Origin of the sequence: Pantoea sp. SOD02 (genome assembly GCF_024707505.1) — a bacterium.
Lineage (GTDB): Bacteria > Pseudomonadota > Gammaproteobacteria > Enterobacterales > Enterobacteriaceae > Pantoea > Pantoea symbiotica.
This window is the reverse complement of the sequence record NZ_CP102604.1, coordinates 1,583,128-1,595,254: the sequence shown is the minus strand read 5'-3', so window position 1 is coordinate 1,595,254 and position 12,127 is coordinate 1,583,128. Positions and strand designations below refer to the sequence as shown.

At 57.3% G+C, this 12,127-nt stretch carries 14 protein-coding genes; 2 read left to right on the top strand and 12 right to left on the bottom strand.

Annotated features, from left to right (window positions below; translation table 11 throughout):
• Positions 1–11: 11 nt before the first annotated feature.
• From NR302_RS07390 to NR302_RS07335, 12 genes are all read right to left on the bottom strand, one after another.
• The gene (locus tag NR302_RS07390) at positions 12–359 is read right to left on the bottom strand and encodes a hydroxymyristoyl-ACP dehydratase (RefSeq protein ID WP_258144905.1); all 348 of its coding nucleotides are present in this window, start codon (positions 357–359) and stop codon (positions 12–14) included.
• The gene (locus NR302_RS07385) at positions 346–1,674 is read right to left on the bottom strand and encodes an AMP-binding protein (RefSeq protein WP_258144904.1); all 1,329 of its coding nucleotides are present in this window, start codon (positions 1,672–1,674) and stop codon (positions 346–348) included. Before NR302_RS07385 ends, NR302_RS07390 begins: the two co-directional genes overlap by 14 nt.
• The gene (locus NR302_RS07380) at positions 1,671–2,225 is read right to left on the bottom strand and encodes a hypothetical protein (RefSeq protein WP_258144903.1); all 555 of its coding nucleotides are present in this window, start codon (positions 2,223–2,225) and stop codon (positions 1,671–1,673) included. The genes NR302_RS07385 and NR302_RS07380 overlap by 4 nt, the downstream gene beginning before the upstream one ends.
• 4 nt (positions 2,226–2,229) lie before the next feature.
• Positions 2,230–2,484 carry an acyl carrier protein gene (locus NR302_RS07375; protein ID WP_258144902.1) on the bottom strand — a complete coding sequence of 85 codons (255 nt, stop codon included), beginning with the start codon at positions 2,482–2,484 and terminating at the stop codon, positions 2,230–2,232.
• 11 nt (positions 2,485–2,495) lie between these two features.
• Positions 2,496–2,753, bottom strand: coding sequence for a phosphopantetheine-binding protein (locus NR302_RS07370; RefSeq protein ID WP_007887282.1), 258 nt, complete (start codon positions 2,751–2,753; stop codon positions 2,496–2,498).
• A gap of 3 nt (positions 2,754–2,756) precedes the next feature.
• Positions 2,757–3,554: a 1-acyl-sn-glycerol-3-phosphate acyltransferase gene (locus NR302_RS07365; protein WP_258144901.1), complete on the bottom strand. Its 798-nt coding sequence runs from the start codon at positions 3,552–3,554 to the stop codon at positions 2,757–2,759.
• The gene (locus NR302_RS07360) at positions 3,544–4,281 is read right to left on the bottom strand and encodes a beta-ketoacyl synthase chain length factor (protein WP_258144900.1); all 738 of its coding nucleotides are present in this window, start codon (positions 4,279–4,281) and stop codon (positions 3,544–3,546) included. Before NR302_RS07360 ends, NR302_RS07365 begins: the two co-directional genes overlap by 11 nt.
• 189 nt (positions 4,282–4,470) lie before the next feature.
• The gene (locus tag NR302_RS07355) at positions 4,471–4,860 is read right to left on the bottom strand and encodes a hypothetical protein (RefSeq protein ID WP_374990642.1); all 390 of its coding nucleotides are present in this window, start codon (positions 4,858–4,860) and stop codon (positions 4,471–4,473) included.
• A 234-nt stretch (positions 4,861–5,094) separates the two neighbouring features.
• Complete coding sequence (locus NR302_RS07350; protein ID WP_154152807.1) at positions 5,095–6,465, bottom strand: efflux transporter outer membrane subunit; 1,371 nt, start codon at positions 6,463–6,465, stop codon at positions 5,095–5,097.
• Positions 6,462–7,553 (bottom strand): HlyD family secretion protein, encoded by a 1,092-nt coding sequence (locus NR302_RS07345; RefSeq protein WP_258144898.1) that lies wholly within the window; start codon positions 7,551–7,553, stop codon positions 6,462–6,464. Before NR302_RS07345 ends, NR302_RS07350 begins: the two co-directional genes overlap by 4 nt.
• The gene (locus tag NR302_RS07340; protein WP_258144897.1) at positions 7,550–9,217 is read right to left on the bottom strand and encodes an MFS transporter; all 1,668 of its coding nucleotides are present in this window, start codon (positions 9,215–9,217) and stop codon (positions 7,550–7,552) included. The genes NR302_RS07345 and NR302_RS07340 overlap by 4 nt, the downstream gene beginning before the upstream one ends.
• A gap of 2 nt (positions 9,218–9,219) precedes the next feature.
• The gene (locus NR302_RS07335; RefSeq protein WP_258144896.1) at positions 9,220–9,651 is read right to left on the bottom strand and encodes a MarR family winged helix-turn-helix transcriptional regulator; all 432 of its coding nucleotides are present in this window, start codon (positions 9,649–9,651) and stop codon (positions 9,220–9,222) included.
• A 485-nt stretch (positions 9,652–10,136) separates the two neighbouring features.
• On the opposite strand from NR302_RS07335, the gene NR302_RS07330 reads away from it, so the two are divergent.
• Together NR302_RS07330 and NR302_RS07325 are read left to right on the top strand one after the other, a co-directional pair.
• Positions 10,137–10,394, top strand: a complete 258-nt coding sequence (locus NR302_RS07330) for a biofilm/acid-resistance regulator YmgB/AriR (RefSeq protein WP_008102310.1) — start codon at positions 10,137–10,139, stop codon at positions 10,392–10,394.
• A gap of 151 nt (positions 10,395–10,545) precedes the next feature.
• The gene (locus tag NR302_RS07325) at positions 10,546–12,045 is read left to right on the top strand and encodes a SulP family inorganic anion transporter (protein WP_258144895.1); all 1,500 of its coding nucleotides are present in this window, start codon (positions 10,546–10,548) and stop codon (positions 12,043–12,045) included.
• Positions 12,046–12,127: the final 82 nt, after the last annotated feature.

Genomic DNA, 12,127 nt, shown 5'->3' with positions numbered 1-12,127 from the left:
GAAGTCAGGGCTTAACACAGGCGGATCTTCCCGCTGCTGGCGATCGTTGCCACGTCGCCGTTGATCAGGCTGTAGCTGAAACTGAGCAGCGATTTTTCTGCCTGCCACTGCAGCTGTAATTGCAGTTCAGCATCCGGCGGCACCGGCTGCTGAAACTTGATATTGTCGATGGCGGCAAAGGATTTTCCGACAGCTAAACGCGTCAGGCCGTAATGCAGCGCCCAGTCGAGCTGCGCCACGCCCGGCAAAATCGGCAGCGTCGGGAAATGTCCACGGAACCAAAACAGATCGGCGGCAACGTGCAGGCGCAATGTCAGTGCATCGCTCTGCTGTTCGGCATGCAGTTCAACCGGCAACATCAAACAACTCCTCAATTTGTGGCCAGGCGCGTTTACTTTGTGCGGTGACAGGAATGGTTGTCACCACGCGCCAGTAGCGCGGCATCGCCACCGGCTCCAGCCAGGGTTGCAGCGCGCGTTTCCACTCAATTTTTAGCTGATGCAGCGTCGCCGCATCCAGCATTTCGGGCAGCGCCAGCACCACGCCAATCGCGTGGCGACCGTGACGCTGAATCGCCAGCGCGGCGGCATCGTCCACCCCGGGCAACGCCAGCAGGCGGCGTTCAATTTCACTCAACGAGACGCGCTTATCTTCAATCTTCACCACGCGATCCTGACGTCCCGCCAGCTGAAACTGCCCGGACGGTTGCTGCAAGATACGATCGTCAAGCGCGCAACCGGCATCGGTTTCCAGCAAAGCGGAAAACACCCGCCAGCGTCCGGCTTCCTGCTCACGCAAGGTAATTTGCGGGAAACAGTGCCACAGTGCGTTCTCCTCGCTGGCGCAGCGCCAGCCAATCACACCCGTTTCAGTGCTGCCATAAATTTCATCAACCGTGCAGCTCAGCGCCTGTTGCGCATGCTGCGCCGCCGTCCACGGCAATGCGCCACCGGCGGAGACGATCAGCTCACAGCACGGCCCGGCCAGCGCCGGATCGAGACGACGCAAAAACGCTGGGCTGCTAATAAACGCGTAGCGACGATCGGGTGATTGATCGGCCAGCTGTTCGCTGTAGAAAATTTGCTGCGCGGCAAAGGGTAAACCCAGCGCCATCGGCAGCACGATACGAAAACTCAGGCCATACAGATGTTGATGGCTGACGGAGGCAATCACATGGCAATCACGTAAGCGTGCGCCCCACAAGGTGTTGAGCCAGTGGGCTTCGAGATCCAGCGCGCGCAGCGATTTCACCACGCGACGCGGCGTGCCGGTCGAACCGGACGTAAACAGCACCAGCGTGGCGTCGGTGGCGATCGGCGGTAATGCGTCGCTCGCCAACGCGCCATCCCAGTACAACTGCGGCAAGGATACCGCCAGCGGCATATCGCTGATCACGCCATCGAGGCTATCGGCCATCTCTTCCAGCTGGGCCGCGCGACAGTGTCCGGGGATCACCGGCGTTTTACCGGCGTGCCACAGCGCCAGCAGCGCGGCAGTGAAGGCATAACTGTTATCAAAGCACAGCGCCCAATATTGGCCGGGCTGATTTTGCAGCCGATCAACCAGCGCCTGCACCTGCTGACGCAAGATATGCAGCGTATATTGCTGTTGGCCGTGCCAGGCCACAATGCGATCCGGCGCGCTGAGCCAGTCGCGAAGGCTATGTAGGTTCATGCCTGTTTCCTTATGCGCTGACGCAGCAGCCATTCGCCGCCCATCAGCGTGCCCATCAGCAAATAGCTGATGCACCCATTCCAGAGTGTCCAAAGCGTGACATCATTGAGCAGGCAGGTGAGCAATGCCACGCTGCCGTTGAAGATGAAAAAGCCGCACCACACTTGCGTCACGCGGCGGGTATAACGCACCGCGCGCGGTGGCAGATCCGGTTCGCGCAGCCGCGCCAGCCGCTCCACCAGCGGCATTGGGCTCCACAGCGACGCGCCAAACAGCAGCAGCATCAGCGCATTGACCACCAGCGGATACCACAACAGCAGATGTTGCGATCGCAGCAGCAGGCTGGCGAGACATAACGCGCTGCCGACCAGCGCCAGCAGCAGCATCACGCGCGCCATCGGCCTGGCGGCGCGGCGCAGCGTCCAGACGCGCAGCACAAACAGCAGCGCCAGCAGAGCCGTCACGCCGCGCCACTGTGGCTGGGTGATGGTTAACCACACCAGAAACGGCCACGCCAGCAGCGCCACGCCGTTTAGCAGCCGCAGCAGCATACGATCAGGCTTCGTCGCGCATCAGTTGGTCGACGGCATCCACCACGTCCTGCACGGTACGCACCGCGCGGAAGGTTTCCGGTTTGATTTTGCGGCCGGTACGCTTTTGCAGATGCACCACCATATCCACCGCATCGATGCTATCCAGCTCGAGGTCTTCATACAGGCGAGCGTTCGGACGAATATCCTCCGGCTCAATTTCAAACAGCGAGGTGAGCAGCGAAGCCACTTCCTGGTAAATTTCGTTTTTGTTCATCATGTTGACTGTTCTCAGGCTTGCTGTTGTTCAACAAACGCGGCCAGTGTAGCCACGGAAAAAAAGTGCGCGCGCAGCGTTTCGCTCTCGGCTGAGAGCTGTACGCCGAAGCGATTTTTCACCGCCAGTCCCAGCTCCAGCGCATCGATTGAATCGAGGCCCAGCCCCTCGCCAAACAGCGGCGCGTCGGTTTCGATGTCGTCAGGGCTGATATCTTCCAGATTCAGCGTGTCGATAATCATCTGTTTGATGTCGTTAATCAGTACTTGCATAACTTAGTTGGTCTCGTCAGGCACCAGCGCCTGTTGCAGATGACGCGTCAGACGACGTGCAGCCAGCGGCTGCGCATCCTCTTCAGCTTCACTAAAGGCGTGGCTAGCAATACGCGATTGTACGCGTACAGTAAAAATCGGTTTAACCAGCGGAATCTGATACCAGCGGCTTTGCTTATCGAGCATGCGCTCGGTGCAGCTAATGTGCACCACGCGCAGATCGCAGCCAGCGCGCACCGCAATGTTGGCAGCTCCGCGCTGTAACTTCAGCGGCTCGCCATAACGCGTGCGCGTACCTTCCGGGAAAATCAGAATGGTATCGCCGCGCGCCAGACGCTGTTGGCTGTCCGGCAGCAGCGTATCGGCTTCGCTGTTAATCAGGTAATCGGCGGCGCGAATCACGCCACGGAAGAAAATGTTGTGCTGCAGCTCGGCTTTCACCAGGCAATCCATCTCCGGCAGCACCGACGCGATCATCACGTAATCGATCAATGACGGATGGTTAGCGACGATCAGGCAGCCGCGATCCTGCCGCAGCTGTTTTGCGCCAATGATCTGGTAATCGTACACGCCGACAAAACGGCAGAAACGCAGGAAGCAGCGGAAGCTCCACGCAATGCTGCTGCGGGCAATGTGGCGACGACGCAGCCCATCGCGCTGCACCAGCAGCAGAAGATTGAACCAGATCAGCGATAGCAGCAGGCCGCCCACGCTGAACAGCGTGAAGCTGACGGCGGTCATTACCAGCCGCCAGTAATAGTTGAAACCAGGACGCGCCTGCGCCAGCGAATTATCCACCATGCTGACGCTCCCAGTGCCATTGATGGCGTTCGCCAGCCACGCTAAAAGCAGGCGTGTTGTGCAGCATCGCCGCCAGGAATTGCAGGCTTTGCGGCAGCTCATCATGCGGATCGGCGAGTTTGCCCGCCTGCGCTTCGCAGCGCCACGCCTCGCCCGCGCGCAGCAGCAGCGCCACCGCGTACGGCGCATTAAAGCGATCGATTTCCGGCAGCCACGGACGATAGTAATCCGGCACCACGCCGTCAAAATCCACCAGCAGCACCTGCGCGTAACCCGCCTGATGCAGCGTCGCTACTTCAATCAATCCTTGCTGGAAGCTATCGATACCGGCCGAAATCGAGGATGAAACCAGCGGCTGACGCGCAGCGATGGTCAAACTGCCCACCGCAGAGTTGTGGACCGACATGGCGAAATCGGTCGGCGACAGCGCTTGCTGTTCCGCCAGCGCGGTGAGAATGCGCAGATTGCGTTCCAGTTCGCCGTGGCGACTGGTGAAGACGATGGCGTCCACGCTTTGCCGCGCCAATAGCGCCAGCCCGCACTCAACCGCTGCACGGCTGCCTGGGCTGAGACGACGCGCGGTCATCATCGGCAAAAATTGGGGTTTCGCGATGGGTTGCGTGGCATCTAACGCCGGAGCCTGTTGCGCCCAACGTTGCCACTCTTCTGCGGTGCTGTTGCCCGGCGCGATGGCGTGCCAGTCAACAAGGGAGTAAGCGAGTTTCATACCTGTATTCTTTCTTCAGCCTCAGGGATGGTCAGATTTTCGCTGCGCGGCATCCCTTCCTTGCTCTCAATACCCGTCATCCCATGCGGATGTCGCCGATTAACAAGGCGGGCACATGGCCCGCCTGTTTCTATTTCGGCAGCGTGTCGGCTAACTTTACAACATTATGTCAGCAATCACGCTTCGCGCTTATTTAGCGGCTTCGACCGCCAGACGCGTTTGAATGCCCTGGCTCAGGTTCTGAATCCAGCGGTTGTAATTACGGTGAATCTGACCGCTACCGGCTTTCAGATTCTGGCTGCTGACATACTGGATTTGATAGCTATTCGCGGTGTAATTCACGCGAATATCTGCGGTATGTCCGCGCTCGGCCAGGTGACCATTCATCTCGCCTGGACCGGCTGGCGTCATCACCCAATGGTTAGCGGCACCTGACTGGATAATAGCCTGCTTCATTTGATCATCCGAGTAGCTTTGACCCACGGTCTGGCTAACATTCTCGATCGGCGCGGTACGTGGCGCGCAGCCGGTTAACAGGACCGCAGATACTAACAAAGCCAAACCGATTTTCTTATTCATCATTTCCTTTTCTTCCCCTGTCTTTGCAAGCCGCCTCAGTGAGCGACCGCGCTGGTAAACTTACCAACACTGTTCCGTTCAGACTGTGTAAAGCGGGCGGATAATAACATTATTTGTAAAGACAAGTAAAAATAAGCATGAATCACTTAAGAATCGTTTAATGCCGATTTAAAACTATTCACAGGCCCTCTTACGGCGGAATTTCTACCGAAAAATGGCCTTGTCGCATGATGTTTAACCCTGCCAGCCGCCACCGAGCGAACGATAAAGATCGATTTGTGCCAGCAGCAGCGTATTTTTCACTGACACGATATTGAGCTGAGTGCTGAACAGCGTGCGCTGGGCGTCCAGCTCATCCAGATAAGAGGCGTAACCGTTTTGATAGCGGTTATGCGCAATGCGATACGCTTCCGCCACATAGCCTTCCTGCTTCTGCAACTCTTCAAGCTGCTCCTGACTGCGGCGAATGGCATCCAGCGCGTTATCCACATCGGAGAACGCATTGCGCACCACCTTCTCATAACCGTAGAGCGCTTGATTGCGCGTCGCCATCGCCACATCAACCTGTGCTGTCAGCGCTTCGCGATTCAGCAGCGGTGCCAGAATGCTGCCGCCAATGCTCCACAAACGGAACGGATTATCCAGCAGCTGATGAAGTTCGCCGCTTTGCAAGGTGCCGCTGGCGGTGAGATTAAGCGACGGCAACAATTTGGCCTGGGATGATGCCAGTGACGCGTCGGCGGCCAGCAGCTGTCGCTGTGCCTGCACGATATCCGGCCGGCGATTCAGCAACTGCGATGGTAGCAGCGATGGCAAGGTTTGCGGTTTGATGTGGTCGAACTGGCTACTGCGCGCAATTTCACGCGGGTTCATGCCCACCAGCACGCTGAGCGCGTTCTCCTGCTGCTCGATCTGATGCTGCAGCTGCGGGATCTGCGCTTTGGCGGTTTGATATTCCGAGGCGGCCTGCATCCATTCGAGACGCGAGGTGTAGCCGGTTTCAAACTGGCGCTGCGCCAGATTGAGCGAGTTTTCGCGCGTTGCTAACGTCGCTTCAGTGACGCGTAACTGCTCATCAAGTGCGCACAAGCTGAGATAGCCCGATGCCACCGAACTGGCGACGGTGAGCTCAGCGGCAGACGCGGCGGCACGCTGCGCATCCAGCGAAGCTTGCGCGGCGCGAATGCTGTTGCTGCGGCTGCCCCATAAATCCACTTCATAGTTGGCCTGCAGCAATCCCTGAAACACCGCGTTTTCATACGGCTGACCGGTGGCCGCCGACAGCGCACGCTGATGCGTGGCCGCGACGCCCGCCGACAGCGTTGGGAAATTGTCGCCCTGCGCGGCACGTAATTCGGCACGGTATTGATCGACGCGTGAACGCGCCGTGAGAATATCGCTGTTGTGCTGCAACGCCTGCGTGACGAGGCGATTGAGATCGGCATCGCCAAAGTTCTGCCACCATTGCGCTTCCGGCAGCGCATGTGGGCCGACCTGCTGACGCCAGCTATCGGGAATCGGCAACGATGACGGCGCTTTTTCCACTTCCGTCGCACAGCCGCCCACCATTAATGCCACGCACGTGGCTAACAGTAAGCGCTTCATGGCGCATCCTTGTGCGGTTCAGCGGCGGTATCAATGCTCACTTCCACCGACATGCCGGGGCGCAGTGCGTGCAGATCGTCGTTAAGAATTTTGATGCGCACTGGAATACGCTGGGCAATTTTCACAAAGTTGCCGGTGGCGTTATCCGGCGAGATAGCGCTGAATTCGGAACCGGCGGCAGGCGAGATAAACTCGACGCGGCCATCGTAATGCCTACCGTCCAGCGCATCGACGCGGATGTTCACCGGCAAACCGGGACGCACGCGCGCCAGCTGGGTTTCTTTGAAGTTGGCGATGATCCATTTGTTTTCCGGCACCACCGAAGTCAAACGCGTGCCCGCGGTGACATAGGTGCCTTTACGCACCGACAACTGACCGAGCTGGCCGCTGTCCGGCGCGATGATGCGTGTATTGGCCAGGTCGATGTTCGCCAGCTCTAACGCCGCTTGCGCACTGGCGACATCGCCTTGCAGTGAAGCCTTATTTACCACCACGGTTTGCAGATTCTGTTGTGAAACGGCGACCTGCGCATCCGCCTGACGCAACTGCGCCTGCGCCTGGGCATTCGCCGCGCGCGCCGCGTCACGTTCACGTACCGACAGCGAACCGTCAGCCGCCAGATTTTCTACACGCTTGAGATCGAGGCTGCTTTTCAGCGCCTGCGCTTTGGCATTTTCCAGTGCCGCTTTGTTGCTGAGAATGTTGGCTTCGGCACTTTTACGCTGCTGCTGGTTATTATTCTGCGCGGCGATTTTCATATCCAGCTGCGCCTGCGCCTGATGCACGCGCTGACGGTAAATACGATCGTCGATGGTCATCAGCAGCTGGCCTTTGGTCACCGGCTGCAAATCCACCACGTTAACCTCGGTCAGATAGCCATTCACCTGCGGGCTAATAAAGGTCACCTGGCCGCGTACGTAGGCGTTTTCCGTCGACTGAACGGTGCTGGTGAACGGCCACAGCTGCCAGGCATACAAAATCACCAGCACGCCGACGATAACAATGCCGCTGCCGGCGGCGATGGAAAGAATGCGTCGGCGGTTGGTGCGCTCGCGCTCTGCCGCCTGAATGTCGTCCTGTTGGCTCATGAATTCTCCGTCGGGTTTACTGGTTGTGCCGCATTCATTTTGGTCTGACGCCAGTTGATATAGCGTAAACGCGTCAGGCGATACAGCACCCAGATTAAGGTGATGAAGGCCAGCGCGGCGGTAAGAAGATAGGTGTCGTTATAGGCCAGCACGTTGGCTTGCAGCGTCGCCACAATTTGCAGCTGGCTGCTGCTTTGCGCGCTGAGCAGAACGCTATCCGGCAACTGGCTGCTGAACAGCGAACTGTACTGGCTGAGGCGTTCGGTAACGTTGGGATCAAGCTGCGACAGCTGATCGCCCAATAAGCTGGAGTGATACTTTTCGCGCCACGTCTGGAACGTGCCGAGAATGGCTGCGCCGATCAAGCCGCCTAAGTTCTGGCTCATGCCAAACAGCACCGAGAAGCTCACCAGGTTCTTCGGCTGCGTCACCACGCCGCCAATCCCCAGCAGCATGGCTGGCCCGAGGAAGAAGGCGCTGCCGAAGCCGAGTAAAAACTGGCTAAAGTAGAGATTATTGGCTCGCGTCAGCGGGCTGGATTGCGCATCCATGAGTGAGGCGACGATCATCACCACCAGCGACGCGACAATCGGCCAGCTCAGATGCGTAGGTTTGATGGTTAACGCGCTGGCGATCATGCCGCAAATTACCCCGGCGATGATCGCTAACGCCAGACCGCGCATCTGATCGTTGAGTAAGCCCAATTGCTGCAGGAAACCCACCGCGCCGGTGTTTTGTTCAGCCAGCAGAATACGCATCATGATCATCACAATGCCGAGTCGCACAATCATGCCGTTACTCAGCCAGCGTGTGTTGATCAACGGATTCTTGCGATTGTGCTCGACGACGATCGCCGCCACGATTAATACCAGCGCCAGCGCCAATGCCACACCGAGCCACGGCGTGCTGAACCACCATTCGATGCGTCCCAGCGACAGCACCGCACACAACAGCGCCATGCCAGGCGCCATCAGCATAAAGGTGAGGAAATCCATCTTTTCAAACGCTTTGATGCGGTCGCCGGGCGGCAGTTTTACCACCAGCACGCAGCCCAGCGAGATCAGCGCCAGACCGAGTTCAAACAGGTACAAACCGCGCCACTCTTGCAGTTGCAGTAGTTCAGTGGAGAACAATCGTGCCAGCGGAATCGCCAGCTGCGACGCGGTGATGCCAATCACCAGGGCTTTAAGCCGATGCTTCGCGGGCCACGCCTGAATCTGGTAATAGATGCCGAGCGAACTCAACGCCGCACCAACCATGCCGTGCGCGGTGCGCACAATGATGGCCGAGCTGAGATCGTTGGCCAGCAGGTGGAAAAACGCCACGATCACATACAGCACCAGAAATGCTTCGGTGAACAGCCGCAGACCAAACTGCTGGCGGAACTTCACCAGCAGCAGGTTGATGGAGATGTTGCCCATCACATACACCGCAGGCAGCCAGGCGATCTCATTGCTGTAGGCGCCAAAAGTGCCTTGCAGATTGGTGAGGTTGGCAGAGACCAACGCGTTACTCAACGCGCCGGTAATTGAGATCAGTAAGCCGATGATGCCAAACGCGATGCGCTTCGAGGGCGAATGCAGCGGCGTTGAGGGCGAGCCCGGTAGCATCGGCTTTTCATGTGGCAGCCATTCGCGTGGAGCATAAGGATTACGTTTCGCCACGGTTAAACGCTTCCCAGACGCGCCAGCAGTTGTTTCAGCACCTGTTCCGTTATCGCCAGCGATTCGGGATCGATATCCGCCAGCAACTGCGCACGTAGCTCATCGGCCTGGGTTTTCACTTCGGCAAAGGCCACGCTGCCTTGCTCCGTCAAAATCAGCAGGCGCTTGCGGCGATCTTCCGGCGGCTGCACGCGCGCCAACAGCTGCTGCTTCACCAGGCGATCGACCAAGGGCACGACGCTGGCCTCTTCCAGACCGAGCAATTGCGCCAGGGCTTTTTGCGTTGGCGGCTCGGCGGCGGTAGCGACGCTGGCAATCGCCATCCAGCTGCTCATACTTAATCCGCTCTCTTTGAGGCGACGATCAACGGCCAAACGCCACGCGTGCGCGGTGAGATGCAGCAAACGAGAAAAGGGTTGCGGATAGTCGCTCAAAACGTAGTGGCCTAATGGTTAGGTATCTAACTAAACGGGAGCGTTATTATAGGCGAAGCCGCTCACCAATGAAAACCTTGCTTACATTAGCAAACGTAGTTGGCACGGCAAAAAAATCTCCAGCTTTCTGTATCAGTTGTACAACTCGCGGATTTTTTTGCTGTTCCTGCATAGGTTTGTATAGATTTTAGAAAACATTACAAATTATAACTCTTTGTTAAATATACATTAGCACAAATTGCTTAAGATCCTTGTTGTACAAGTTACTCCAGATTGTATAAGTTTACATCCCGCGAGCCAGCTGATGGCTCCGTAACGAATGATGCACTTTGCGTCGCCTCTGAAGGTGTTGTGGATTTCCACCTTCAGAGGTGTCTTTTTGCGTTGGTTGATGAGTTGGGTGGTGCGCGTCTGTCCGCGTGCACGTTTTTTCATCATGGAGCTGAAGGCACATTGCCATCAGGCCGATCTTAAGGGCTTCACATATGCAAAACGCCGCAAACAGTAGCGCTGCCATCGCTGACTACTTCAAACTGGCCGGTAACAGCGACAGCAGTGAGATGGAAGTTTTCGGGCAGATCATCGCCGAAATCCTGCAAGCCGGTATGCCGGTTTCCAATAAAGCGATTATTGCATCGCTGATTAACCGTCTTGAGATGGAAAGCGATGTGATTCAGCTGGATATTTATCGCCACCTGCTTGAATTGGTTGTGAATAAAACACCTGACGATCTCGCGGTCTAAAGCCGGATTCCAGGGATGGAATCACCCTCATCTGCCCCAACGCGCTAGCGTCTAATCTTATTGCCCGGTAACATCCTCTCTCGAAAATTCAAACTGGTTACTGCCGTACCGTGACGGTATGCGCACAATAATAAAAGAGCCTGCACAATCTATGAGCCAACCAACTGAGCGCGCCACTACGGTGGAGAGCGATATCACCGTGGGGCGCGTATTACGTTCGCCTGCCCTGCTAACCCGCGAGTTTCTGGCCGGCATTATCACCGCGCTGGCGCTGATCCCTGAAGTGATCTCCTTCTCCGTGATTGCCGGTGTCGATCCCAAAGTCAGCCTTGTGGCCTCTGTGGTGCTGTGCCTGACGCTGTCGATTCTGGGCGGCCGTCCGGCGATGGTTACCGCTGCAGCCGGTTCGGTGGCGCTGGTGATCGGCCCGATGGTGCATGCGCACGGCGTCGAATACATTCTGCCCGCCGTGATTATGGGCGGCATTATCCAAATTATCTTTGGCCTTGCTGGACTGTCGCGCATGATGCGCTATATCCCGCGCTCGGTGATGATCGGCTTCGTCAACGCCCTCGGCATCCTGATCTTCTTTGCGCAAGTCCCGCACGTTTGGGGGCAATCCACTTTGGTGTGGGCTCTGTTTGCCGTGACGTTGGCGATTGTCCTGCTGCTGCCGAAAGTGCTGAAAAGCGTCCCATCACCGCTGGTCGCCATTGTGGTGGTGACGGCTGTAGCGTTGCTGCTCGGCTATCGTGTACCGAACGTCGGCGATGAAGGGCCAATGACTGCTGGTCTGCCTGGCTTCACCACCTTATTGGTGCCAATCAATCTACACACCCTGCAAATTATCTGGCCAACCGCCTTGAGCATCGCCTTTGTTGGCCTGATGGAATCGCTGCTGACCGCCAAACTGGTGGATGACATCACTGATACGCCTTCCGGTAAACGCCGCGAATCCTGGGCGCTCGGCGTTGGCAACATTCTGGCCGGCTTTTATGGCGGCATCGCCGGTTGCGCGATGATTGGTCAAACCATCGTTAACGTCGAGCTGGGCAAAGCGCGTACGCGTGTTTCAACTATCGCGGCGGGTATCGTGCTGCTGTTATTAGTGACCGGACTGAGCCAGATTATGGCGCAGATCCCAATGGTGGTGCTGGCGGGCATTATGATGGTGGTGGCGGTGAAAACCGTGAACTGGCACAGCCTGCAACCGGCAACGTTGAAACGCATGCCGTGGTCTGAAACCTTTGTAATGGTGCTGACGGTGGCGGTCACCGTGTGGACCGGCAACCTGGCGATTGGCGTACTGGTTGGTGTAATTCTGGCAATGATGCTGTTTGCCCGCCGTATCGCCCATGTGATTCACGCAGAACGCCACTTGAGCGACGATGGCGAACAGGTCAATTACACCGTGCGCGGCCCGCTGTTCTTCGGTAGCAGCAATGATTTGTTTGAGCACTTCAATTACGGCCACGATCCTAAATCTGTCACTATCGATTTAACCCATGCGCAGATTTGGGACGCATCCAGCGTGGCGGCCCTTGATGCCATCGAATATCGCTATCAGCGCCATGGCGCGAAAGTCACCTTTATTGGGCTGGATAACCGCAGCAGCGATTTCCGCGAGCGGCTGAGTGGGAACTTGGGATAGCAATTATTAGGATTGAGACGAAAAACGCCGGAAATCCGGCGTTTTTTATGCTTATCAACGCGCTTCGCTTGCGTAATTAGCT